The sequence below is a fragment of the Rugamonas sp. DEMB1 genome (assembly GCF_029834475.1).
Taxonomy (GTDB): domain Bacteria; phylum Pseudomonadota; class Gammaproteobacteria; order Burkholderiales; family Burkholderiaceae_D; genus Rugamonas; species Rugamonas rubra.
This window is the reverse complement of sequence record NZ_CP122407.1, coordinates 1,857,985-1,882,897: the sequence shown is the minus strand read 5'-3', so window position 1 is coordinate 1,882,897 and position 24,913 is coordinate 1,857,985. Positions and strand designations below refer to the sequence as shown.

17 protein-coding genes and 3 pseudogenes are annotated in these 24,913 nt (G+C 68.2%); 10 read left to right on the top strand and 10 right to left on the bottom strand.

Features of this window, described 5'->3' with window-relative positions:
• Window positions 1–102: 102 nt before the first annotated feature.
• Window positions 103–1,350 carry a DEAD/DEAH box helicase gene (locus QC826_RS08600; RefSeq protein ID WP_279765208.1) on the bottom strand — a complete coding sequence of 416 codons (1,248 nt, stop codon included), beginning with the start codon at window positions 1,348–1,350 and terminating at the stop codon, window positions 103–105.
• A gap of 201 nt (window positions 1,351–1,551) precedes the next feature.
• Here QC826_RS08600 and QC826_RS08595 point away from each other — a divergent pair, with 201 nt between their 5' ends.
• Window positions 1,552–2,544 carry a dipeptidase gene (locus QC826_RS08595; RefSeq protein ID WP_279765207.1) on the top strand — a complete coding sequence of 331 codons (993 nt, stop codon included), beginning with the start codon at window positions 1,552–1,554 and terminating at the stop codon, window positions 2,542–2,544.
• A gap of 28 nt (window positions 2,545–2,572) precedes the next feature.
• Here the strand turns inward: QC826_RS08595 and QC826_RS08590 are convergent, their stop codons facing one another.
• Window positions 2,573–4,432 carry a DUF4153 domain-containing protein gene (locus QC826_RS08590; RefSeq protein WP_279765206.1) on the bottom strand — a complete coding sequence of 620 codons (1,860 nt, stop codon included), beginning with the start codon at window positions 4,430–4,432 and terminating at the stop codon, window positions 2,573–2,575.
• 279 nt (window positions 4,433–4,711) lie between these two features.
• Between QC826_RS08590 and dapC the strand changes: the two are divergent.
• The 3 genes and pseudogenes from dapC to QC826_RS08575 all read left to right on the top strand — a co-directional run bounded on the left by dapC (window position 4,712) and on the right by QC826_RS08575 (window position 8,057).
• Window positions 4,712–5,924, top strand: a pseudogene (dapC, locus tag QC826_RS08585) (succinyldiaminopimelate transaminase).
• A 29-nt stretch (window positions 5,925–5,953) separates the two neighbouring features.
• Window positions 5,954–6,781: a 2,3,4,5-tetrahydropyridine-2,6-dicarboxylate N-succinyltransferase gene (gene dapD / locus QC826_RS08580; RefSeq protein WP_279765205.1), complete on the top strand. Its 828-nt coding sequence runs from the start codon at window positions 5,954–5,956 to the stop codon at window positions 6,779–6,781.
• A 140-nt stretch (window positions 6,782–6,921) separates the two neighbouring features.
• Window positions 6,922–8,057: pseudogene (locus QC826_RS08575) on the top strand (PilT/PilU family type 4a pilus ATPase).
• A gap of 28 nt (window positions 8,058–8,085) precedes the next feature.
• On the opposite strand, the gene QC826_RS08570 reads toward QC826_RS08575, so the two are convergent.
• From QC826_RS08570 to QC826_RS08550, 5 genes are all read right to left on the bottom strand, one after another.
• The gene (locus QC826_RS08570) at window positions 8,086–8,601 is read right to left on the bottom strand and encodes a YfiR family protein (protein ID WP_279765204.1); all 516 of its coding nucleotides are present in this window, start codon (window positions 8,599–8,601) and stop codon (window positions 8,086–8,088) included.
• Entirely contained in the window at window positions 8,598–10,658 is a 2,061-nt protein-coding gene (locus QC826_RS08565) for a TonB-dependent receptor plug domain-containing protein (protein ID WP_279765203.1), read from the bottom strand. The genes QC826_RS08570 and QC826_RS08565 overlap by 4 nt, the downstream gene beginning before the upstream one ends.
• Window positions 10,642–11,982 (bottom strand): sensor domain-containing diguanylate cyclase, encoded by a 1,341-nt coding sequence (locus tag QC826_RS08560; protein WP_279765202.1) that lies wholly within the window; start codon window positions 11,980–11,982, stop codon window positions 10,642–10,644. The genes QC826_RS08565 and QC826_RS08560 overlap by 17 nt, the downstream gene beginning before the upstream one ends.
• 351 nt (window positions 11,983–12,333) lie before the next feature.
• Window positions 12,334–12,792: an SMI1/KNR4 family protein gene (locus tag QC826_RS08555; RefSeq protein WP_279765201.1), complete on the bottom strand. Its 459-nt coding sequence runs from the start codon at window positions 12,790–12,792 to the stop codon at window positions 12,334–12,336.
• The gene (locus tag QC826_RS08550) at window positions 12,792–14,153 is read right to left on the bottom strand and encodes a DUF6861 domain-containing protein (RefSeq protein WP_279765200.1); all 1,362 of its coding nucleotides are present in this window, start codon (window positions 14,151–14,153) and stop codon (window positions 12,792–12,794) included. The genes QC826_RS08555 and QC826_RS08550 overlap by 1 nt, the downstream gene beginning before the upstream one ends.
• 250 nt (window positions 14,154–14,403) lie before the next feature.
• On the opposite strand from QC826_RS08550, the gene QC826_RS08545 reads away from it, so the two are divergent.
• The 4 genes and pseudogenes from QC826_RS08545 to QC826_RS08530 all read left to right on the top strand — a co-directional run.
• The gene (locus QC826_RS08545) at window positions 14,404–14,757 is read left to right on the top strand and encodes a Spx/MgsR family RNA polymerase-binding regulatory protein (RefSeq protein ID WP_093390636.1); all 354 of its coding nucleotides are present in this window, start codon (window positions 14,404–14,406) and stop codon (window positions 14,755–14,757) included.
• 37 nt (window positions 14,758–14,794) lie between these two features.
• The gene (dapE, locus tag QC826_RS08540) at window positions 14,795–15,928 is read left to right on the top strand and encodes a succinyl-diaminopimelate desuccinylase (RefSeq protein ID WP_279765199.1); all 1,134 of its coding nucleotides are present in this window, start codon (window positions 14,795–14,797) and stop codon (window positions 15,926–15,928) included.
• Window positions 15,929–15,998: 70 nt separating this feature from the next.
• Window positions 15,999–16,886 (top strand): 50S ribosomal protein L3 N(5)-glutamine methyltransferase, encoded by an 888-nt coding sequence (prmB, locus tag QC826_RS08535; RefSeq protein ID WP_093390638.1) that lies wholly within the window; start codon window positions 15,999–16,001, stop codon window positions 16,884–16,886.
• Between the two features lie 78 nt (window positions 16,887–16,964).
• Window positions 16,965–18,869 (top strand): annotated as a pseudogene (locus QC826_RS08530) (ATP-binding cassette domain-containing protein); the annotation flags it as partial.
• Between the two features lie 145 nt (window positions 18,870–19,014).
• On the opposite strand, the gene QC826_RS08525 reads toward QC826_RS08530, so the two are convergent.
• The gene (locus QC826_RS08525; protein WP_279765198.1) at window positions 19,015–19,542 is read right to left on the bottom strand and encodes a chemotaxis protein CheW; all 528 of its coding nucleotides are present in this window, start codon (window positions 19,540–19,542) and stop codon (window positions 19,015–19,017) included.
• A 176-nt stretch (window positions 19,543–19,718) separates the two neighbouring features.
• Between QC826_RS08525 and QC826_RS08520 the strand changes: the two genes are divergently transcribed.
• Window positions 19,719–20,822: a CaiB/BaiF CoA transferase family protein gene (locus tag QC826_RS08520; RefSeq protein ID WP_279765197.1), complete on the top strand. Its 1,104-nt coding sequence runs from the start codon at window positions 19,719–19,721 to the stop codon at window positions 20,820–20,822.
• Window positions 20,823–20,910: 88 nt separating this feature from the next.
• Window positions 20,911–21,306, top strand: coding sequence for an alternative ribosome rescue aminoacyl-tRNA hydrolase ArfB (arfB, locus tag QC826_RS08515; RefSeq protein ID WP_279765196.1), 396 nt, complete (start codon window positions 20,911–20,913; stop codon window positions 21,304–21,306).
• Here arfB and QC826_RS08510 read toward each other — a convergent pair.
• Window positions 21,296–23,203 carry a flagellar assembly protein A gene (locus QC826_RS08510; RefSeq protein ID WP_279765195.1) on the bottom strand — a complete coding sequence of 636 codons (1,908 nt, stop codon included), beginning with the start codon at window positions 23,201–23,203 and terminating at the stop codon, window positions 21,296–21,298. The two genes, arfB and QC826_RS08510, sit on opposite strands and share 11 nt — an antisense overlap.
• Window positions 23,204–23,428: 225 nt before the next feature.
• Window positions 23,429–24,694: a FapA family protein gene (locus QC826_RS08505; protein ID WP_279766419.1), complete on the bottom strand. Its 1,266-nt coding sequence runs from the start codon at window positions 24,692–24,694 to the stop codon at window positions 23,429–23,431.
• Between the last annotated feature and the right edge of the window lie 219 nt (window positions 24,695–24,913).

Genomic DNA, 24,913 nt, shown 5'->3' with positions numbered 1-24,913 from the left:
GGTCAGACCCCATACGGGGTCTGACCCCTGTCTGCCGCATTGCGGGGTAGGCCTTCGCTGCGCCAATAACACCCGAAGCAGGCCGAGGGTCTGTCGCTTTCCCTATTCGCCGGCCAGCGCGGCGGTCTCGCGCAGCTTGTCCTTCTTGCTCTTGCGCTTGCCCTTGATGCCGCCGTTGACCGTGTCGGTCACCGCCGCCACCGGCGTGGCCTGCTCCACCGCTTCGAAGCCGGCGATTTGCTCGCGCTCGAGCAGAATATCCTGGCGCTTCTCGATCAGGCGGAAGTGCGCCTCGGTGTCGGCGCTGACGAAGCTGACCGCCACGCCCTTCTCGCCGGCGCGGCCGGTGCGGCCGATGCGGTGGGTGTAGTCGACCGCCGAACGCGGCAGGTCGTAGTTGACCACCGCCGGCAACCGCGCGATGTCGATGCCGCGCGCCGCCACGTCGGTGGCCACCAGCACCTGCAGGCGGCTGGCCTTGAACTCGGCCAGCACCTCGCCGCGCGCGCCCTGGCTCAACTCGCCGTGGAAGGCGCCGGCCGGGATGCCGTTGCGGCGCAGCTTGTCGGCCACGTGCTCGGCGGCGTACTTGGTGGCGACGAACACCAGCACCTTGCTCCAGCGCTGCTGCAGGATCAGGTTCTTCAGCAGCTGCGTGCGGCGCGGCGCGTCGACCAGGATGGCGCGCTGGGCGATGTCCGGCTTGCTGGCCGGCTCGCCGAGCACCTCGACCCGGGTCGGCTGGTGCAGCATGGTGTCGGCCAACGCCTGCACCTCCGGCGGGAAGGTCGCCGAGAAGAACAGGTTCTGCCGCTGCGTCGGCAGCTGTTCGAGGATGCGGCCCAGCTCCTCGCTGAAGCCCAGGTCGAGCAGGCGGTCGGCCTCGTCGAGCACCAGCATGGCGGTGCGCGAGATCTTCAGCGCGTTGTGCTCGAGCAGGTCGAGCAGGCGGCCCGGCGTGGCCACGACGATGTCGGCACCGCCGCGCAGCGCCATCATCTGCGGGTTGATCGACACGCCGCCGAAGACGATCGACACCTTGACCTGCATCGGCAGGTGCAGCGCCAGCTTGCGGATCGTCTCGCCCACCTGGGCGGCCAGCTCGCGCGTCGGCACCAGCACCAGGCCGTGCAGCTGGCGCGGGCCGCTGCGGTTGTCGAGCAGCGACTGCAGCAGCGGCAGGGCGAAGGCGGCGGTCTTGCCGGAGCCGGTTTGCGCCGCGCCCAGCACGTCCTCGCCGCGCAGCACGGCGGGAATGGCGGCGCTTTGGATCGCGGTCGGTTCGGTGTAGCCGCTGGCGGTGACGGCGTTGAGCAGCGAGGGAGCAAGGCCCAGCGAGGAAAATGACATGATGGCCTTTGGCGTTGAATGCGTATTGGTTGCGTACTGCTTGCGTACTGGTTGCGTACAGCTTGCGTTGAATTTTCCGCCAGTATAAAGCAGGCGCCGGCGGCGGACAGGAAATCGCTCCGTGCACAATTGTGGTTTCTACAATTGCGCCCTGCCGCCGTTCGTGGGAATATGACATTTTGACAAACCGAGACCGGATTCATGATCAACTGGGACGCCCACGCCTGCCTGCCGCAACATCCCCAGGCCGATTTCACGCCGGTCAGCCAGTTGCACGCCGCCGGCGTCAATCACGTCTCGCTCAACGTCGGCGCCGACATGAACCCGGTGTCGCAGGTGATGTCGGTGATCGCCGGCTACCGCGCCACCATCGCCGCCCACCCCGAGCGCTTCACGCTGATCTCCAGCGTCGACGACATCATCCAGGCCGCCGCCGACGGCCGCATGGCCATCAGCTTCGACCTGGAAGGCTCGACCATGCTGCTCGACCAGCCGGACATGGTGGCGCTGTACGCCGAGCTGGGCGTGCGCCAGATCCTGCTGGCCTACAACCGCAACAACAGCGTGGCCGACGGCTGCCACGACGTGCCGCGCGGCCTGACCGGCCTGGGCCACCGCATGGTCGAGGCGATCAACGAGGCCGGCATCCTGCTGGACTGCGCCCACAGCGGCCGCCTGTGCAGCATGGACGTGATGAACGCCTCCAGCAAGCCGGTGATCTTCAGCCACGCCAACCCCTACACGCTGGTGCCGCACGGGCGCAACGTCAACGACGAGCAGATCCGCGCCTGCGCCGCCACCGGCGGCGTGGTCTGCGTCTCCGGCCTGTCCTGGTTCCTCGGCAGCAGCCACCCCAACGCCGACGACGTGGCGCGCCACGCCGCCTACATCGCCAACCTGGTCGGCGTGGCCCACGCCGGCATCGGCCTGGACATCTGCTTCCAGCAGCGCGGCCTGGACGACACGCCGCCCGGCCAGTTCGACCCGACCTACTGGTGGCCCGCCTCGGCCGGCTACAGCGCCAGCAAGGCGCCCACCTTCACGCCGCCGTCGGTGTGGCGCGAGCTGGGCGCCGCCCTGCGCCGCACCGGCATGAGCGAGGCCGAGGCCGAGATGGTCATGGGCCGCAACATGATGCGCGTCGCCCAGCAGGCCTGGGCCAAGCCGCAGCCGCTCAAGCTGATGGCCGCCTGACAGCGCCGGCCGCCCCAGGCCGACCACCCTACTTCGCGCCGGCCTTCAAGGCCTTGGTCAGCGCCTTGCACAGCGCCAGCGGCGGCGTCTCGCGCGGCGTGATCTCGACGCGCATGCCGCCCACCTGCAAATCGTGCACGCGCGGCGCGACCACCTCGAACTCGCCGGCCAGCAGCTTGCGGCGCAACGGCTCACAGCCGGAGGCGTCCTGCGGCAGGCTGCCCAGCAGCGTCCACTTCCCCTTCGCCCCGAGCCCCAGCAAGGCGCCGCCGCCATGGTTTTCCACACCCAGCACCAGCACCTCCGGCTTGCCGTCGCCATCCATGTCGAGGACAAAGGCGTCGCAGTCCATGCCGTGCTCGGTCAGACAGGACGGCAGCATGTAACTGAGGTCGGCGCCGCTCCACTTCTCGGCCAGGAAGCCCGCCGGCAGCTGCGTGCCGGCCGGCCAGACGTGCAAATTGTCGGCCAGGTCGAGCAGCTTGGGTGCGTCGCGGCCGTAGCGGCTGGTGCGTTTGAGCGCCTCGTCGGCGGACTGGCGCACCAGCTCCACGTCCGGCCCGCCGCTGCGCAGCTTGAGCTGCTCCAACGCGGCGCGGCCGTAGCGCGCGCCCTCGAAGCGCAAATAATCGTAGTCGAACTGGCGGGCGCTGACGCGGCCCTTGTCCAAGCGCGCCATCTGGCTGTTGACCGCCAGCCGGGCCGGGTCGGCCAGCGGCGTGAACAAGGCCAGCAGCACCGCCAGGATGACGAAGGCGGTGACCACGTTGACGAAGGCGATCGGCTCGAGCCAGCTGTCGCTCTGGTAGGCGGCCCAGGCGTAGCCCACCGCGTAGCAGCCGGCCACCAGCAGGCAGGCGGCGGCGATGATGCGGTCCGAGCTCCAGCCGTGGTCGCCCACCCGCAGCCCCAGCGCGTAGACGGCGATCACCGTCAGCGGCAGCAGCAGCACGGCGGCGGCGCGCGCGCTGACGCGCAGCACCGGCGCCACCACGCCGGCCGCCGCGCCGTTCTGGAAGGCGGCGTTGATCAGCACCAGCAGCAGCACGTCGGTGCCGAGCAGGACGGCGGTGGCGTGGCGGGTCTGCCACAGCACCTCCAGGCCGGTGAAGGGCAGGCTGCAGAGGAAGCCGGTGACCATCAGCGCGGCCAGCGGCAGCAGCCATGACAGCAACACCAGCAGCAGCGTGCGGATGCCGCGCACGATGGCCGGCCGCACATCGGTCAGATGGATCGCGCAGGAGAAGGCGAAGCAGGTGACGGGAATATTGAACCAGGCCTGCTCCAGCAGCTCCTTGAAGAAGCTCAGCTTGACCAGCATGAACAGCGAGGAGCCGAGGAACAGCACCGTCCACAGCGTGCTGACGAACATCGTCGAGAAGGCCAGCTGGATGATCAGCTTCCAGGCCGCCTCGAAGTGGCTGGCGTAGCTGGCCAGGCGGCGGCCGTCCTGGGCCGCCGCCAGCGCCAGCGAATGGGCGATGTAGCAGAACGCGGCGCTGAAGAAGAACAGCAGCGGCGACGGCGCACGCACGCCCGAGCCCCGGCTCAACTCGCCCCAACCAACCTGCCCGGCGCCGCGCCACACGTCGTGCAGCGCCAGCAGCGCCAGCACCACGGCCAGCGCGCCCACCCATTGCAGGGCGCGCCGCGTGCGCATGTGGCCCAGGCTGGAGATCAGCAGCACCGGCAGCAGCAGGCAAAGCAGCAGCAGCGGCGCGAACAGATAGGGCTGGGTGGCCGGCCAGAAGCTGTTGCTGGCGGCCCGGTACAACGGGTACAGCAAGGCGCCCTGCAGCAGACCGGTGAGCAGACGCGCCACCATCACTTGGCGGCTGACCATGGCGTCGAGCTTGAGGGGGGTGGATTCGGTGGCGGCGTGCTCCATGAGCGTCCTTTGCTGGCGTGTGGCGGGTGGATGGCGGTTGCATTGCGCTTGCGCGAGCGGGCGGTGGCGCGCCGCGCGCGAGGCGATTATGGCACAGGCTTAGTATTTGAACCATCTTGCCAAAGCGCCCACGCGGCGCTTGCGGGGCCGTTGTAGGCTGTTGCGGGGCGGCGCGCGCCGTCGCTGGTGCGCCGCACCAAGCCCGCGCAAGAACGCTATAATGGAGAGCTGAGCGCCAGCCGCGCGCCGCCATTTTTTCCATTGCCTCCGGTCCGCCAAGTGAATCCACATCTCGACAAGCTGCAATCCTACCCCTTCGAAAAACTGCGCCAGTTGTTCGCCAAGGTGGCCGCCAGCCCGGCGCACAGCGCCATCAGCCTGGGCATGGGCGAACCCAAGCATCCAACGCCGGCCTTCATCCAGCAGGCGCTGATCGACAACATCGGCGGCCTGGCCAACTACCCCACCACGGTCGGCTCGGACCATGCGCGGCGCCATCGCCGACTGGCTGGAACGCCGCTACGACCTGCCGGCGCTCGACCGCGCCACCCAGGTGCTGCCGGTGAACGGCTCGCGCGAGGCGCTGTTCGCCTTCGCCCAGACGGTGATCGACCCGGCCGCCGGCTCGCTGGTGGTCTGCCCCAACCCGTTCTACCAGATCTACGAGGGCGCCGCCTACCTGGCCGGCGCCGAGCCCTACTTCGTCAACTCCGACCCGGCGCGCAACTTCGGCTGCGACTACGACAGCATTCCCGCCTCGGTGTGGCAGCGCGTGCGCCTGTTGTTCGTCTGCTCGCCCGGCAATCCGACCGGCGCCACGCTGACCCTGACCGACTGGGAGAACCTGTTCGCCCTGTCCGAGCGCCACGACTTCATCATCGCCGCCGACGAGTGCTACTCGGAGATCTACCACGGCGACGAGGCGCCGCTGGGCGCCATGCAGGCGGCCCATATCCTCGGCCTGTCCGGCGTCGAACGGCCCTACGCCCGCCTGGTGGTGTTCTCCAGCCTGTCGAAGCGCTCCAACGTGCCGGGCATGCGCTCGGGCTTCGTCGCCGGCGACGCCGAGGTGCTGAAAAAATTCCTGTTGTACCGCACCTACCACGGCGGGGCCATGAACCCGGCCGTGCAGGCTGCGTCGGTGGCGGCCTGGAACGACGAGACCCACGTCGAGGACAACCGCGCCCAATACCGCGCCAAGTTCGCCGCCATCACGCCGCTGCTGCAGACGGTGCTCGACGTCGAGCTGCCCGACGCCGGCTTCTACCTGTGGGCCGACGTCAGCCGCACCGGCCTGTCGGACACCGAGTTCGCCCAGCGCCTGTACGCCGAGTACAACGTCACCGTCCTGCCGGGCAGCTTCCTGGCGCGCACGGCGCACGGCCTCAACCCGGGCCACAACCGCATCCGCATGGCGCTGGTCGCCGAGACCGCCGAAGGCCTGCAGGCGGCCCAGCGCATCGTCCAGTTTTGCCAGTCCCTGAACCAATAACCCCACCCTTTCGACAAGCGAAAACCACCATGACCCAACAACTTCAGCAAATCATCGACCAGGCCTGGGAAAACCGCGCCGAGATCAACCCGGCCAACGGCGCCGCCGAACTGCGCGACGCGGTCGCCCACGTCATCGCCGGCCTGGACAACGGCTCCATCCGCGTGGCCGAGAAAACCGGCGCCGACTGGGTGGTCAACCAATGGGTCAAGAAGGCCGTGCTGCTGTCGTTCCGCCTGGAGAACAACAGCGTCATGAGCGGCGACGGCACCATGCAGTTCTACGACAAGGTGCCCACCAAGTTCGCCAACTACACCGCCGAGGACTTCGCCAAGGGCGGCTTCCGCGTGGTGCCGCCGGCCGTCGCCCGCCGCGGCAGCTTCATCGCCAAGAACGTCGTGCTGATGCCGTCCTACGTCAACATCGGCGCCTACGTCGACGAGGGCGCGATGATCGACACCTGGGCCACCGTCGGCTCCTGCGCCCAGATCGGCAAGAACGTCCACCTGTCGGGCGGCGTCGGCATCGGCGGCGTGCTCGAACCGATGCAGGCCAACCCGACCATCATCGAAGACAACTGCTTCATCGGCGCCCGCTCGGAGATCGTCGAAGGCGTCATCGTCGAAGAGAACTCGGTGATCTCGATGGGCGTCTACATCGGCCAGTCGACCAAGATCTACGACCGCGCCACCGGCGAAGTGACCTACGGCCGCGTGCCTTCCGGCTCGGTGGTGGTGTCGGGCAGCCTGCCGTCGGACGACGGCAAGTACAGCCTGTACTGCGCCGTCATCGTCAAGCGCGTCGACGCCAAAACCCGCGCCAAGACCGGCATCAACGAGCTGCTGCGCGGGATCTAAACTGCGTCCCGGCGCGCCGGGGCCGGTGGTAACATAGCAGGGGCCGGGCCGCGCAAGCGCCCCGGCCCTTGTTGTATCGAGTGTCCTCAATTGCACGAATACCCCCGCGCCGCAACCGATCGGAGATTGCCATGACCATGATGGACCGCCTGTTCCAGCTGATGAAGGAGAAGAACGCCTCGGACATGTTCTTCGCCGTGAACTCCCCGGTCCACCTGAAAATCAACGGCAACCTGATCCCCATCAACCAGCAGAAGCTCGAACCGGACAACATCCGCACCCTGCTGGCGGAGATCTGCACGCCGGCGCAGATGGCGGAACTGGACGACAGCAACGAGCTCAACATGGGCGTCTCGGTGGCCAACCTGGGCCGCTTCCGCCTGTCCGCCTTCCGCCAGCGCGGCAGCGTCTCGGCGGTGTTCCGCTTCGTGCCGGCGACCATACCGCCGCTGGCCGAGCTGGGCCTGCCGCCGGTGCTGGCCGAACTGATCATGGAGAAGCGCGGCCTGATGCTGCTGGTCGGCTCGACCGGCTCGGGCAAGTCGACCTCGATCGCCGCCATGCTGGACCACCGCAACGAGCTGCGCTCGGGCCACATCCTCACGCTGGAGAACCCGGATCGAGTATCTGTTCAAGAACAAGAAGGCCATCGTCAACCAGCGCGAGATCGGCAGCGACGCCAAGGACTTCCACACGGCGCTGCGCAACTCGATGCGCCAGGCGCCCGACTGCATTTTGATCGGCGAGATCCGCGACAAGGAGACCATGTCGGCCGCCCTCGCCTACGCCCAGTCCGGCCACCTGGTGCTGGCCACGCTACACGCCAACAACAGCTACAACGCGCTCAACCGCATCATCAGCTTCTACCCGATGGAGAACCGCGCCGCCCTGCTGCAGGAACCTGGCGGCGACGGTCAAGGCCATCGTCTCGCAGCGCCTGGTGCGCTCGATCGACGGCGGCGCGCGCACGGCGGCGGTGGAGGTGATGGTCAACACGCGCTACGTCGCCGACCTGATCGAAAAGGGCGAGATCGGCCAGATCAAGGAGGCGATGGAGAAGAGCCTGTCGCCCGGTTCGCAGTCCTTCGAGCTGGCCCTGCTCAAGCTGGTGCAGGACGGCGCCATCAGCCAGGAGGAGGCGCTGGCCAACGCCGACTCGGCCACCAACCTGCTCTGGCTGCTCAACAACGGCCCGGACCGCAAGGCCGCGCCGGCCGAGCCCGAGCCCAAGCCGGCCAGCGAGTCCTCGTTCACCGAGTTCAACCTCGACGCCTGAACCGCCGCGCCGGGCGCCGGGCCGCGCGCTACTTGACCTCGCGCGCCAGCTTGAGCATCTGGTAGCTCAGCGCCAGGCCGCGCCGCTTGGCCTCGGTGTGGTTGATGCGGAAGGCCAGGCCGTTCGGCTCGATCACCAGCGCGATCACCGCGCCGTTGCGGAAGGACTCGGCGCTGTCGCCCACCACCAGCACCGGATCGTCGGCCAGCATCTCCTGCCAGCGGCGCAGCTCGGCGCGGCCGCTCATGCTGAGCACCAGCAACTGGCATTGCGGCACGTGCTGCGGCTCGCCGATCTGCAGCAGCCGCACCGGCGTGCCCGGCGCGGCACCCTGGGTCAGCGCGCGCAGCGCGTCCTGCAGCGGCGCGTTGCCGGCCACGCAGTAGGTGAACTCGCGCAGCGGCGGCGGCGGCCACTGCGTCAGCTGGGCGAAGCGGTAGATGAAGGCGGCCTTCAGCTGCACCTCGTCCTGGCCGGCCCGCGCCGGCGCGCCGGCCGCCGCGCACAGCGACAGGCCCAGTAGCGCCTTGCGCCAGCACCTCATGAACCGAAGCGCCGGGTCAGCGAGAAGCGCAGGCTGCGCCGCTCCTGGGCGATCGGCGCGCCGTAGGGGCCGGGCCGGTCGCGGTAGCGCACGTCGCCGAGGTTGTGGACGCCGACGCTGACGTCGGTGCCCAGGCTGGGGCGCCACAACAGCGTGGCGTTGAGCAGCGCGTAGCCCGGCAGGTCGCCCTCGGCGAAGCTGCGCCGGCTCACGCTCAGCGCCTGCCAGGACAACTGCAACGCGTCGCCGCGCAGCGGCTGGTTGAACATCAGCTTGACCAGCGTGCGCGGCGAGTTGGACAGGCGCCGGCCCTGCTCGTCCTTGGTGTCCTGCAGCGACAGCGCGGCGCGCAGCTGCTGGCCGCCGCCCCAGCGCCGCTCGACGCCCAGCTCCGCGCCGACGTTGCGGATCGGCGCGCTGTTCTCGAACACGGCCGTATCCAGGTTGATGCTGATCAGGTCGCGCAGCCGCGAGGCGTACACCGACAGGCGGTACTGCAGTTGGTGGTTGAGCGTGTGCTCCCAGGCCAGCTCCAGCGTGCGCACCCGCTCCGGCGCCGGGGTCGGCGCGCCGAACGGGTAGTTGGCCTGGAACTCGTACAGGTTGGCCTCGCGGAAGGCGCTGCCGTACATCAGCTTGAGCGTGGCGTCGGGCACCCCGCTCCAGATCCAGGCCAGGCGCGGATTGGTGTTGCTGCCGCCGATGCTGGCGTGGTCGCGGCGCAGGCCGAGGATCAAGCGCTGCGTGTCGCTCAGGCGCCAGGCGTCCTGCACGAACAGGCCGCGGCGCCGGTTCTCGCCGATAAACTGCGCCAGCGGCTCCTCGCCCACCGTGCCGGCGACGATCTGCTGCTGGCGGTCGAACTGGTACTCGACGCCGGCCATCAGGTCGTGGTCGCGCCAGCGGTGGGTGCTCAGGCGCAGGTCGACGTTGCGCCAGCGTCCCAGCGAGGCGTTGGAGAAGGTTCGCGCCGTGCCGTCGTCGGCCTGGTAGGGGTTGACGTCGTCGTACCCGCTGCGCTTGGCCGAGACGGCGGCGTACAGGTTCCAGTCGCCGATGTTGCGCTCGTGCGCCAGCGAGACGAAGCTGTTGTCGAAGATGCCGCGCTGCTGGCCCAGGTTCCAGCCGCCGTCGACCTGGTAGACGTAGGGGAAGCCGCGCGTGCGCCGGCTCACGCCGCCGCGCAGGGTCCAACCGTCGGCGCTGGCCATGCCGAGCAGGCGCTGGCCGTGGTCCCAGTTGTGCGCGCGCAGTTGGCCGCTTTCCTCGGGCGGTAAGTCGTAGGGGATGCGGATGCGCGGCTGCTCGAACGCGCTCAAGGCCAACCAGCCCTCCCAGCCGTTCTCCGAGCGGTGGCCGACGCTGGCGCGCAGCTCGCGCAGGTGCTCGCTATCGCCGCCGGCGCGCAGCTGCAGGCCCTGTAGCTTGTCGCTGCCCTTGGTGATGACGTTGACCACGCCGAAGATGGCGTTGTTGCCGTACAGGGCGGAGCCCGGCCCCGGCGCGTACTCGACCCGGTCGATCAGGTCGACGTCGACGAAGAACTCGGCGCCCAGCGTGCCGGCGTCGTAGATGTTGTCGTTGACGCGCATACCGTCGACCAGGAACAGCAGGCGCGCGTTGTAGTCGCCCGGCCGGCCCAGACCGCGTGCGCCGACGTAGATGAAATTGCCGTCGCCGGTGACGTACAGGCCGGGCATGCCACGCAGGATGTCGGCCATGCTGCGCATGCCGTGGCGGGCGATGTCGGCGTCGGTCAACACATAGGTCACCGACGGCGCCTGCGCCGCGCTCTGGGCGAAGCGCGACGAGGTCGACTCCTCCACCTCGCGCGGCACCTCGTTCAAGGTCTGCCGCAGCAGCTCCTCCAGCGACGGGTGGCTGGCGTCCTCGCCCGGCTTCGGCTGCGCCTCCTGCGCGGGCGCGGGTGCGGGTGCGGGTGCGGGTGCCTGCGCCTGCGCCTGCGCCGACGCGACGGGCCAGCCGGTGGCCAGCGCCATCGCCAACAACAGCGGCGGCAGCGCCGCCCCGCCCTGCCGCCTATTCATGTTGCGCATGCTGTACCCGGCGGAAGGTGTTCTTGCCGGCCCGCTTGGCGGCGTACATGGCTTGGTCGGAGGCCTTCAGCAGGCTGCTAGCGTCGCGCGCGTCGAGCGGGCAGAAGGCCAGGCCGACGGTGGCGCCGATCGGCATCAGGATGGCACCCACGTGCAGCGGCTCGCGCACCGCCTCGATCAGGCGCAGTGCCAGTTGCTCGGCCGCCGCCTGGTCCGGCAGCACCGGCAGGATCAGCGCGAACTCGTCGCCGCCCAGCCGGCACAGCACGTCGCGCGCGCGCAGCACGCCGGACATGCGCCGCGCCACCTCGCACAGCACGGCGTCGCCGGCCTCGTGGCCGTGCTGGTCGTTGACGGTCTTGAAGTTGTCCAGGTCGATGAACATCAGCGCCATCAGCTCGCCGGTCTGCGCCGCCAGCGCCAGGCTGCGTTGCAGCTCGCCCTGGAAGAACAGGCGGTTGGGCAGGCCGGTCAAGCTGTCCTGGTGGGCCATCTGCTGGAACTGCTGGCCGGCCTCCTGCTCCTGCTCCAGTTGCTGGTGCAGGTCGGCCTGCCAGATCTCGATCCGCTTGAGCATGTCGTTGAAGCGCTCGGTCAGGCGGCCCACCTCGTCGGCGCGGTAGACTGTGGCGCGGCGGCCGTAGTCGTGCTCCAGCGCGACGCGCTCGGCCAGGTCGGACAATTCGACCAGCGGCGCCAGCGCGCGCCGCTGCACCACACGCAGGCCGCGCGCGGCGATCCAGATGGCGGCACCGATCAGCAGCGCGCCTATGCCGCTGAGCAGCAGCACGGAGCGGTGCAGGCTTTGCAGGCTCTCGCGCAGCACCAGCAGGCCGACCAGTTCTCCCTTCAGCCGCACCGGCACCCACACCTCCAGCGCGCTGGCCGAGGTGGTGGTGTGCGCGGCGACGGCGGCGTAGGTGCCCATCCCGCGCGGCGCGGCCAGCGCGGCGGCGGCCGTCTCGACGCCGCCGGCCCGCCACTGGGCGAAGACGGCGCCCTGCAGCGTTTGCACCTGCAACTGCTGCAGGTCGCTGCGGCGCGAAAAGGCGGCCAGCTCGCCGTTGGCGGCATCGCGGTCGGCGAACACCATCATCGGCGCGATGCTGTTGGCCAGCAGCTGGGCGCTCAATTCGGCGCCCTGGATCTGCCGCGTGCGGGCGACGAACCAGGTGGCGGTGGCCAGCAGGGCGAAGGTCAGCAGCATGGTCACGCTCAACACCAGCAGGTTCATGCGGGTCAGCCGGCGCACCAGCGAGTCGGCCGGCGCGCCGGCGCGGCGCGGCGCGGCGCCGTGGACGTGGTGTAAGGTGGACTCGCTCATGGCTGCCGTGGTGGTCTCTCGCTGCGTGCGACGGTATCTGCCTGCCTATGAGGAAGCCAGTATTTCCGTCAAGAATGATATTGATTGAAATTGTAAGCGCAAAGCAACGCTAAGTGGCGCAATTGCGCAGCGGACGTGGCGCCCCGTCCACTGTGGAATGGCGGGAAGCAGCGGGGGCAAGAACGGGACGGGGCCGTGACGAGCATCCGCACTCGCAGCGGTGCGGTGGCGAGGTGACAAAGGCAACTATGCCCGCATCATCATGGGACTGATACTCACGACCATAACCCTCAGTCTAAGCCATGTACGGACTTATGCAACAACGCCCATTTGCACAACAGGTGTGCTCTTTTATGAAGCCTTCAGTTGAGCGTGTTGAGTTATCGAATCACTCAGAAAGTCACTAAACGAATTCCATGTAAGTACTGGTGGCCCATTACCCTCTACGTACTGATACACGGGAGGATCATCTCCTTCGGACGTATTGAAGTACGTAAACTCATATCCTTGGTGCATGGAAAAAACGAATGCATCACCTGCGAGTTGTACCCCTTCATCATTTTCCCTTAGCAAACTGGTTGCCTCATCCTTTAACCCGTCGAGAGCAGATAGGAAAATATCCGTCCCTTGAAGAAATTCCCCTGCGCCACACCCAATCCCCAATAAGAACTCCCGATACTGCGCCGGCAGATTTTGCCCTATCGCTTTTTCCAAAACCGCGACATCTTCTAAAGATGCCCCTCTAACATCGCTCGCCTTACAGATCTTCGCATTCACCAGCGATGAAATTAGCTCTTCTTTGTTCATCATTACCGTCCCGGACCATGAGTCACAATTACCCGAATACCTGGGTATGCTTGTTGAAATTGTGGAACCACTCCCGCGCATGACACGCAAAGTGGAAGCTCTGAAAAGAGATGCAAAGTACCCGTCGCGTCTGGTGGCAAACGGCTTCCAAGGTGTTCAAGAATTTTCACTTCGGAATCCAACACACGGGTGTTGTTCCCTGTCGCGATTGTTTCAAAACGACGGGTTTCAGGAATGGCAACCGTACCTGGCCTCGACGCATTGCCACTAATGCCCACGAGCTCACCAATCTCGCCATTAATATTATATTCGGCGATGGCAACATTCCTCTTTGCGCCAATATCTAGCGCCTGACGCAACTGATTGACCCTATCCAACGAGTTTTCAACCGTTCTGATGCCATTTGTCCCAGGTAAAACCTTGCGGGCGGCTTCGCCGACGGCCTGGGCACCATCACGCGGGGCGGTTCCTGCTGTCGCTTGATTGCCCGTGCGTGGCCCGGGCGCGGCCGCCCCGGGCGCGGGGCCACTGCCAATGGCGCCACCGCCATTGCCCCGCGCACGCTCGTTCAGCAATGGATGATTGAGCAGTTTACCTTCATTCTGCTCGAGCCAACTCGCCATTTTGGGCCCCAGCCGCGCGCTTTGCCGCACCTCCGCCAGCAGCGCCGAGAACTGGCCCTTGCCTCTGGTCAGATAGGCCACCACGCCAGCCAACAGAGCCAGGATAAGAATCTCGTGGCCGCGCGCGAAGGCTCTCGCGGCCAGATAGGTGCTGTCGGCCAAGCGATCGACGCCGTAATGGGGCGCGTCCAGTGAATAAGCGCCCAGGTCGGGCATCCCGCCCCACGCTTCGAAGAAACCCTGCCGGTAGGCGCGTGTGGCGCGCGGCAGGCTGTCGAGCATGAACGCCACCACCGATTTCAGGCCGAAAAAGCCCAGCAGCAGATTGCCCGCCTGCGTCCCCAGCGCGGCACCCGCAGCGGCGCCCGGCAAGGCACCGGCGCCAAACGCAAACACACCCAGGCCGCCACCGATGGCGCCGCCAACTATCGCGCCACCGCCGACGTACAAGGCGACGTCGTGGCAGATTTCCCGCAAAATCGGCCAGACGTCGGCCAGGCCGATACCGCCCAACTTGGCCTGCAATTCGCGCAGCGCGAACGATTGGGATTCGGCAACGGCTTCGCGCACGCGACGCACGCGGGCGCCAATGTACAGATACCCGTCTAGACCAAGTCGGTGCTCGAACGGACCGTGTGGACAGTCCGCCAGGCGACGCCGGGCAATCGCCTCGTCCAGCAGCGTGTCCTGCTGCCGCAGGCATTCGTAATACTCGAAACGATCAAATCGATTGCCGCTCATGATGGACAGGCCGTGGGTTCATGTCCGCACAGCATGCGCTCCCATCAATGGCAGGCGTTGACACAACGCAAATGATTGCATGGGACACATAGTCCTGATCGTCCGGCGACGGCAACGATGCCGAACCGCGCCGCAGCCAGCCAGGGCGGCGGCCATGCTATCCTATAGGGTTGGGCGGCCGGCGCACGGCGCCGCCCCGCCGCGCGCTCCCCGAATGTTCCCGAATAACCACGCAAGCCTTTGATTTGACATGACAATTACCCTCTACGGCATTCCCAACTGCGACACCGTCAAAAAAGCCCGCGTCTGGCTGGCGGAGCAGCAGCAGGACTTCACGTTCCACGACTTCAAAAAACAGGGCCTGACGGGCGACATCGTCGCCGGTTGGCTGGGCCACCTGAGCCGCGACGTGCTGGTCAACCGCAAGGGCACCACCTGGCGCGCCCTGCCCGACGAGCGCAAGGCCGCCATCGTCGACGACGCCGCCGCCATCGCGCTGATGCTCGAATTCCCCTCGGTGATCAAGCGCCCGGTGCTCGACAAGGACGGCGCCTTCGCCGTCAGCTTCTCCGACGCCCAGTACCGCCAGCTGTTCGCCCTGTAATCCGCCCGCCGATTTCTTTGATCCGACTAAGCCGCATATGACACCTTCCCGCACCCTCGCGCTGACCGAAAAACTCATCGCCCTGTCCTCCGTGACACCCGACGACAAGGGCTGCCAGCAGCACCTGATCGACCTGCTGGCGCCGCTCGGCTTCGCCTGCGAGGTGATCGAGTCGAACGGCGTGACCAACCTGTGGGCGCGCAAGGGCGCGACCGCGCCGCTGCTGGTGTTCGCCGGCCACACCGACGTGGTGCCGACCGGCCCGGTCGAGCAATGGCGCTCCGAACCCTTCAACCCGACCCACCGCGACGGCAAGCTGTACGGCCGTGGCGCGGCCGACATGAAGACCTCGATCGCCGCCATGGTGGTGGCCTGCGAGGAGTTCACCGCCGCCCACCCCGACCACGCCGGCTCGATCGGCTTCCTCATCACCAGCGACGAGGAAGGCCCGGCCACCGACGGCACCGTCATCGTCTGCAACCTGCTCAAGGAGCGCGGCGAGCAGATCGACTATTGCATCGTCGGCGAGCCGACCTCGGACGAGACGCTGGGCGACATGATCAAGAACGGCCGCCGTGGTTCGCTCTCGGGCCGCCTGACGGTGCTCGGCGTGCAGGGCCACATCGCCTACCCGCAGCTGGCCAGGAACCCGATCCACCTGGCCGCGCCGGCGCTGGCCGAGCTGGTCGCCGAGCAGTGGGACGCCGGCAACGAGTACTACCTGCCGACCTCGTGGCAAATGTCCAACATCAACGGCGGCACCGGCGCCAACAACGTCATCCCCGGCGAGATGGTCATCGACTTCAACTTCCGCTTCTCCACCGCCAGCACGCACGAGGGCCTGAAGAAGCGCGTCCACGCCATCCTCGACAAGCACGGCCTGCACTACGAGCTCAAATGGGCGCTCAGCGGCCTACCCTTCCTGACCCCGCGCGGCAACCTGAGCGACGCGCTGTCGGCGGCGATCCTGGCCGAGACGGGCGTGATGACCGAGTTGTCGACCACCGGCGGCACCTCCGACGGCCGCTTTATCGCGCAGATCTGCCCCCAGGTGATAGAATTCGGGCCTCCCAACGCAAGTATCCACAAGATCGACGAGCATATCGAGCTGCGCTTCGTCGATCCGCTGAAGAACATCTACCGGCGCACGCTGGAGAATCTGCTGCGCTGAAAGCTGGGCGCCTGCTAACCAAGCGCGCCGAGGCGCGCCACCCGATTACCGTATTGACCGAGATATAGCCATGACCACCACTCCCTTCACCACGCCGCGCGACCTGCTGCGCTACGCCGTCACCCGCTTCAACACCGCCAAGCTGTTCTTCGGCCACGGCAGCGCCGAGGCGCTCGACGAGGCGGCCTACCTGATCCTGCACACCCTCAAACTCCCGCTCGACAAGCTCGATCCCTTCCTCGACGCCCGCCTGCTGCCCGAGGAAGTGGCCGCCGTGCTGGCGGTGATCGAGCGGCGCAGCGTCGACCGCGTGCCGGCCGCCTACATCACCAACGAGGGTTGGCTGGGCACCTACAACTTCTACGTCGACGAGCGCGTGATCGTGCCGCGCTCCTTCATCGCCGAGCTGATCCCCGACTACTTCTCGCCGTGGGTCAACGAGCCCGACAACGTGCGCAACGTGCTGGAACTGTGCACCGGCTCCGGCTGCCTGGCCATCATGCTGGCCGACGCCTTCCCCGACGCCCAGGTCGACGCCGTCGACATCTCGGCCGAGGCGCTCGAGGTGGCCCGCCGCAACGTCGCCACCTACAAGCTGGAGGACCGGGTCACGCTGATCCAGTCCGACCTGTACCAGAACGTGCCGAACAAGAAGTACGACCTGATCATCAGCAACCCGCCCTACGTCAACTCGAGCTCGATGGGCAAGCTGCCGCAGGAATACCTGGCCGAGCCGCAGATCGCCCTGGCCGGCGGCAGCGACGGCATGGACCTGGTGCGCACCATCGTCGCCGGCGCCGCCGAGCGCCTGACCGACGACGGCATTTTGATCGTCGAGATCGGCAACGAGCGCGCCTTCGCCGAGGCGGCCTTCGGCGCCCTCGGCCTGACCTGGCTGAGCACCAGCGCCGGCGACGACATGGTGTTCCTGTTGACCGCCGACCAGCTCAAGCTGTAAGCACACCGCCATCCCTTTAGACGAGCGCGCCCGGCCCCGTGGCCGGCGCGCGCCCGCCGCCCCACCGCAAAGAAAAAAATGATACGTTTCATACAAGTAAGCCTGATGCGCGGCATCAAACCGCTGCTCGAGCAGGTCGACATCACCCTCAACCCGGGCGACAAGATCGGCCTGATCGGCGCCAACGGCGCCGGCAAATCGAGCCTGTTCGCCATGCTGCGCGGCGAGCTCCATCCTGACCAGGGCGAGATCGACTTCCCGGCCAAGTGGCGCATGGCTTACGTGGCGCAGGAGACGCCGCCGCTGGAGCGCGCCGCGCTCGACTACGCCATCGACGGCGACATCACCCTGCGCAAGCTGGAGGCCGAACTGACCCGCCTGGAGGGCGAGCCGGAGAGCACCGAGAACGGCATCGCCATCGGCGAGATGTACAGCGCGCTGGCCGACGCCGACGCCTACACCGTGCAGTCGCGCGGCGAACAACTGCTGCTCGGCCTGGGCTTCTCGCTCGACCAGATGCAGCAGCCGGTGGCCAGCTTCTCCGGCGGCTGGCGCATGCGCCTGAACCTGGCGCAGGCGCTGATGTGCCCGTCCGACCTGCTGCTGCTCGATGAGCCGACCAACCACTTGGATCTGGACGCGATCATCTGGCTGGAGGACTGGCTCAAGCGCTACCCCGGCACCCTGATCATCATTTCGCACGATCGCGACTTCCTCGACGAGGTGGTCAACGTGGTCGCCCACATCGACGAGCGCAAGCTCAAGCGCTACTCGGGCAACTACTCGTCCTTCGAGCGCCAACGCGCGGCGCAGATGATCCTGGCCGCCGGCGCGCTGGAGAAACAGACCCGCAAACGCGCCCACCTGGAGTCCTTCGTCAACCGCTTCAAGGCGCAGGCCTCGAAGGCGCGCCAGGCGCAGAGCCGCATGAAGGCGTTGGCCAAGATGGAGGAGCTGGCGCCGCTGCGCGCCGCCGCCGAATTCTCCTTCGAGTTCCGCGAGCCGCTGAGCGCGCCGAACCCGCTGCTGGTGATGGAGGACGTCGACGCCGGCTACAAGATCGAGAACGAAGAGACCGGCGACATCACGCACAAGAGCATCGTCCAGAACATCAACTTCTCGCTGCAGATCGGCCAGCGCATCGGCCTGCTGGGCGTGAACGGCGCCGGCAAGTCGACGCTGATCAAGACCATCGCCGGCGAGCTGATGCCGCTGACCGGCGACGCCACGCTGGGCAAGGCCTCAACATCGGCTACTTCGCCCAGCACCAGGTGGAGATGCTGCGCCACGACGAATCGCCGCTGTGGCACTTGTCGAAGATCGCGCCGACCGTGCGCGAGCAGGAGCTGCGCAACTTCCTCGGCGGCTTCAACTTCCCCGGCAACATGGTGACCAGCTCGATCCGTCCGTTCTCGGGCGGCGAGAAGGCCCGCCTGGCGCTGGCGCTGATCGTTTGGCAGCGCCCCAACCTGCTGCTGCTCGATGAGCCGACCAACCACTTGGATCTGGAAACGCGCGAGGCGCTGACCGAGGCGCTGGCGCAGTTCGAAGGCACGCTGGTGGTGGTGTCGCACGATAGGCACCTGCTGCGCGCCACCACCGACCAGTTCATCATCGTCGCCGACGGCAAGCTGCAACCGTTCGACGGCGATCTGGACGACTACAAGGATTGGCTGTTCCAGACCAAGCTGGGCAAGGGCACCACGGTGCTGCCGGCGGCCGGCAAGGAAAACAAGACCGACTTCCCGGTGGCCTCGCCGGTGGCCCCGGCGGCCGCCGCCGCCGCCGTGCCGGTGGCCGACCGCAAGGACCAGAAGCGCCAGGCGGCCGAAGACCGCCAGCGCCTGGCCACGCTGCGCAAGCCGCTGGAACAGAAGGTCAAGCGCCTCGACGAGCAAATCGCCAAGCGCAACGGCCAAAAGGCCGAAGTGGACGCCAAGCTGGGCGAGCCGTCGATCTACGACGCCGCCAACAAGGCCAAGCTGAAGCAGCTGCTGGCCGACCAGTCCTTCTTCAGCAAGGACGCTGGGCCAGCTGGAGGCCGAATGGCTCGAGCTGCAGGAGCAGCTCGAAGCGCTGGTGTAACACTCAGCCAGCTGCAAGCGCGCCGGGGGCGCGCGTCACCCGCTCAGGCGGCGTGGCGCGCGCCCTCGGCGTTTTTGCGGATCGACATCAGCGAGTCGATGTCGACCAGGATCAGGCGGCGCCCGCCCACCTCGCCCAGGCCGAGCAGATAGGCGGCGGCCTCGCCGGCGCCGGCGTTCAGGCCGGGAATCGGGCGGATCTGCTGCGCGCTCAGCGTGACGACGTCGGTCACGCCGTCGACCACCATGCCCATCACGCAGCTCGACAGCTTGAGGATGATCACGTCGGTCGCCTCCTCCAATATCGGCGTGCGCTGGCCGAAGGCGATGCGCATGTCGACGATGGGCATGATGACGCCGCGCGCCGCCGCCACGCCGTTGACGATTTCGCCCTCCGAGGCGAAGCGTTCCAACGACTTGTAGGGGCGCAGCTCCTGCACGCGCGAGAAGTCGAGCGCGTATTCCATGCCGGCCAGGCGGAAAGTCAGGTATTGGCGCCCGGCGGCCGGCGCCGGAGCGGCGTCCGGCTGCTCGATGACGGCGTCGGCGCTGTGCGATACGGTGGAGTACATGATGGTCCTTTCGTCCGAGAAGTCCCGACGGCGCGTTGCGCGCTGCGATGTCCGCGTCAGGCATGTGCCATCCTAACCGCGCCGCGATCTTCTCATGTTGACGACAATCAACGCCGGCCGGCATGCCGCGCCGGTTTGCTACAATGGCCGGCCACCCACCCACCCCCCTCCGTCCCATGCCCCCTTCCGCCAGCACGCCGCAGTCGCCCGACCAGCCCCTCGCCGGCATCCGCGTGCTCGACCTGACGCGCCTGCTGCCCGGCCCGGTCGCCACCATGCACCTGGCCGAGATGGGCGCCGAGGTGATCAAGATCGAAGACCCGGGCGCCGGCGACTACGCCCGCGCCATGGGGCCGGTGCGCGCCGAGGTGTCGCAGTTCTTCGTCGCCGTCAACCGGGGCAAGCAGTTCCTGCGCATGGACCTGAAGGACTCGGCGCAGCGCGAGCGCCTGTTGGAGATGGTCGACACGGCCGACGTGCTGGTCGAGAGCTTCCGCCCCGGCGTGATGGACAAGCTGGGCCTGGGCTGGCAGGCGCTCAGGCAACGCAACCCCAGGCTGGTGATGTGCGCCATCTCCGGCTACGGCCAGGACGGCCCCTACGCCGCGCTGGCCGGGCACGACATCAACTACATCGGCTACGCCGGCATGCTCGACCAGAACGCCGGCGACGACGGCCGCCCCGCCCTGCCCAACCTGCAGGTGGGCGACCTGCTGGGCGGCGCGCAGAGCGCGCTGCAGGGCATCCTGGCGGCGCTGCTGGCGGTGAAGATGGGCGGCGTTGGCCGCTTCGTCGACGTGTCGATGACGGACGCCGTGCTGGCGCATAACATCATGCCGCTGGTCGGCGTCAACAACGGCGCGCCGGCCCAGCCGGGGCGCGACCTGCTGACCGGCGGCGTGCCCTGCTACACGGTGTACAAAACCAGCGACGCGCGCTACATGGCGGTCGGCGCGCTGGAGCTGAAGTTCTGGCAAGCCTGCTGCGACGTGCTGGGCCGGCCCGACCTGAAGACGCGCCACTGGCAGCTGGGCCAGCGGGTCGGCGGCGCCGACGCGATGGCGCTGCGCGCCGAACTCGATGCCGTCTTCGCCGGCCGCACGCAGGCCGAGTGGAGCGCGCTGTTCGGCGCCGCCGACTGCTGCGTGACGCCCGTGCTGCGCACCGCCGAGGCGCTGGAGCACCCGCTGTTCCGGGCGCGCGGCATGGCCAGGCGCGCCGTCCACCCCAGCGAGGGCGAGCACTGGGCGCTGGCGCAGCCGGTCAAGTTCCGCCTGTGACGACGGCGGCCCCGAGGGTCAGACCCTAGGGTCTGACCCTGGATTCCCGCCGCCGGTTTTTTCAACAGTACTGTATTGGGATTTGACGATGATTTCGATCGACCTGAACGACATCGAGTTCACCGCCATCCGCGCCCAGGGGCCGGGCGGGCAGAACGTCAACAAGGTGTCGAACGCGGTGCAGATGCGCTTCAACATCGTGCAGTCCTCGCTGCCCGAGCACATCCGCGAGCGCCTGCTCGCCCTGCGCGACAACCGCATCACCAAGGACGGCGTGCTGGTGCTCAAGGCGCAGCAGTCGCGCAGCCAGGAGGCCAACAAGGAGGAGGCGCTGCGCCGCCTGCAGGAGCTGGTCGACGGCGTCGCCGTGCTGCCGCCGCCGCGCCGCGCCACCAAGCCTACGCGCGGCTCGCAGCGCCGCCGCCTCGACAGCAAGAGCCGCGACAGCGAAACCAAGCAGCTGCGCGGCAAGGTCAGCTTGTAGCGGCGGCGTCGAGCGACCAGTCCAGCGCGCCGCTGGCGCCGGAGAAGATCAGGGTCAGGCCCTTGTTGGCGGCGCGCAGCCTGGCGCGGATGTCCTTGGGCGCGCCGTCGTAGGCGGTGCCGGTGTCCGGGTTGAACACCATCGAGCGCACCAGCGTCTCGCCGGCGAACATCTGCACGCGGCAGCGCGAGCCGCCCTGCACCGCGGCGCGCTTGCGGCGCACCAGCTCCAGCTGCTCGAACAGCTGCCCGCGCTGCGCCTGCGCAGCCTTGGCGCTGAGCGACAGCTTGGCCACCGCCTTGAGCACCGGCCCGACCGCCGCCGCCATCTTGTGGAACAGCGGCTCCTGGTCGGCCGTCAGCACCAGCTCGCGGCGGCGCAAACGGGTGGCCAGGGTCAGGTAGCTGCGCACCTCGGCCTGGCTGGTGAGCTGGTCGATCTCGGCCTGGTCGCGCTGCGCGGCGCGCTCGCACTGGGCCGCCTGCGCGCCCAGCTCGGCCAGCCGCTGCTCGTACTTGCCGGTGTCGGGCACCAGCGGGAACAGCAGCATCTCGCTCTGCTTGCGCGGGCCGGCGCGGCCGATCTCGATCTTGCGGGCGGCGATGGCGCAGCCCTCGGCCACCTTGATGAGCACCTCGTCGGCGATGATCTCGCAGTTGTTGGCCTCGCCGATCACCACCCGCGTGGCGGAGATGACGCAGCTCTCGGCGCGCGCCATCACCACCTCGCCCAGGCGGGTCTGCAGCACCGCGCCCGATGCCACGCCCTTGACGCGGATGTCGCCGGCGGCGTTGACGGCGCTGCCGCCGACCAGGTTGCGGTACAGGACGATGGTGCCGCCGCGCGACTGCAGCTTGCCGAACACGTCGCCGTGGATGCTGATGTCGCCGCCCTCGACCAGGCGGCCGTCCTGCACTTCGCCGAACTCCTCGTACTCGCCCTTCAGGTCCAGGTTGCCGGTGGTGCGCGCACTGACGCCGTCGCGGCTGATGATCTTCGGCCCGATCGACAATCGCTTGCTGGCCGGGTCGATGTTGAGGAAGCCCTCGACGCCGGAGACCAGGTATTCGCCGTCGGCCAGGTTCTCGATCACCGTGCCGGCGCCGGCCACGGTGTCGAGCTCGACGTCGCGCGGCAGCGGCGGTTCGATCAAAATGCCGGACAGCTCGAAGCCGCGCCTTCCCGGCGCGCGCGGCACCTTGCGCAGCAGCTTGACGTTGGGTTTGACCTGGGGGAAGCGGTTCTGGAAGCTGTGCAGGTCGACCCGGCCGTCGGCCAGCTCGCGCGGCGCGTTGCTGCGGTGGATCTCGGCCGACACCTCGACGATGCTGGCGTCCTGCCCCGCCATGGCGTTGAGGCGGCGCGCCACGACGATGCGGGCCAGCCGGCCGGCGGCGATGACGTCCTTGACGGCCGCCGCGTCGATGCCGAAGCGGATGCCCTTGCCCCACATGTCGGCGACGAACTCGTCGAAGTCCAGCTTGGCCGGCTGGGTTTGCAGCTCTGGCGCGCCCTCCAGGTAGACCGGCTCAAAATAGTACTCGGCCTCGCCGTTGACGATCTTGACCGCCTTGTACAGCGCGCGGCGCAGGCCGACCAGCGGGGCGATGCGGTCGGCGAAGCGGACCGGCGCGGCGGCCGGCGCGCCAGCGGCCGCGGCCACCTCCGCCGGCGGCGCGCCGGGCAGCGCGGCGGCGCAGTTGTACAGCGCCTTGAGGAAGACCGGGTAGTCGATGCCGACGAACATGGCGCCGGCCTGGAACACGGCGTCGACGCCGGCCAGGCAGGCGCCGGTCGGGGCGCCGGCGGCGAAGTAGACGCCGTCCTCGCGCTCGAGGACGGCGCAGGCCAGCTCCTCCTCCACAACTTGTTGCACCGCCTGCGCGTCGTTGGACACCGTACCCCCCAATGCTCTTGTCGTCGGCGCGCGCCGGCGCGGCCGCCGGTTTCACCTGATGTAATATTTAAAAAGGGTAACATGAAGCGGCGGCCGCCCGACGGCGGCGCCGCCCGGCACCGAAAATATGATGCGTAGAGCAATCATTTTTGCATCTTAACAACAAGCGGCGCGCTTGGCCAGCGCCGGCGGGTGCCGATCGGCGCCGACCGGCGCCGCACGGCGCTACTCGGCGTCGGCGTCCAGGTGCCAGTCGAAGCCGCCGCTGCTGCCCGAGTACAGCGTCTTGCCGGCGCCGCCGGTGCCGCGCAGGCGGTGCTGGATGTCCTTCGCCGGCAGCAGGTACAGCGGGCCGTGGTCGGCGTGGAAGGGCATGGTGCGCACCAACACGTCGCCGCTGACCATGTGCAGGCCGCAGCGGGCCCGCCCGGCCGCCGCGCGGCGCTGCTCGCGCAGGCGCTCGCGCTCGCCGCTGGCCAGGTTGAACGCCGTCTCGTGGATCTGCCGCTCGTGGGTCAAGCGGCTCAGCTCCTGCAGCTCGGCGCCGACGGCGCCGGCGATCTTGCGCAGGAACTGGCCCTGCTCCGGCGTCAAGGTCAGCTCGTGGGTGCGCAGCTTGGCCGCCAGCGCCAGGTAGCGGCGCACGTCGGGCAGCAGCGAAATGCGCTCGATCTCCTGCTGCAGCGGGGCCATCGCCTGCTGCTGCGCGGCGCGCCGGGCGTCCAGCTCGGCCAGCTGCTGGTCGAAGTGGCCGACGTCGCGCACCAGCACGTGGATCAGCATCTCGATGCGCTTGCGCGGCCCGGCGCTCTCGATCTCGACGTTGTGGCCGGCGATGGCGCAGCCCTCGGCCAGCGCGATGACCACCTCGTCGGCGACGATCTCGCAGTTGCTGGCCGAGTCGATCACCACCCGGCTGGCGGCGATCACGCAGTTCTCCGCCCGCGCCAGGGTGATCACGCCGCTGCGCGTCTGCAGCACGGCGCTGGAGGCGACGCCCTTGACCTCGATGTTGCCGGCGACGTTGTGCACGCTGCCGCCGACCAGGTTGGCGTTGAGCGCGACGTGGCCGCCGCGCGAGTTGATGTTGCCGTAGACGTTGCCGTGCACGGTGATGTCGCCGCCGGTCACCTCGCGCTGCTCCTGCACGTCGCCGAACTCCTCATAGGCGCCGGCCAGCTCCAGGTTGCCGGTGGTGCGCCCGCTGACGCCGTCCATGCTGACGATCTTGTCGTTGACCGAGATGCTGTGCGACTTCGGATCGACGTTCAAAAAGCCGTCCTGGGTGGCGACCAGGTACTCGCCGTCGGGCTTGCGCTCGACCACGGTGCCGGCGCCGGCCAGGTGGGCCAGCTCGAGGTCGCGCGGCGGCTGCGGCGCCAGCGGCCCGCCGCCCAGCTCGTAGCCGGGACTGCCTTCCTGGGCCGGCTGCTTCTTCAGCAGGCGCATGTTCTTCTTGATCTGCGGGAAGCGGTTCTGGAAGCTGAGCAGGTCGACCCGGCCGTCGGCGCGGGCGCGCGGCGCGTCGCTGCGGTGCAGGTCGCTGCGACACCTCGACCACCATGGCGTCGATGCCGGGCGCGGCGTCGCGCTGGCGCGCCACGGTGATGCGCTCGGACTTGGCGGCGGCGATGGCGGCCTTGACGGCGGCGAAGTCGACGCCGAAGCGGATGCCCTTGAGCCACAGTTCGGCGACGAACTCGTCGGGGT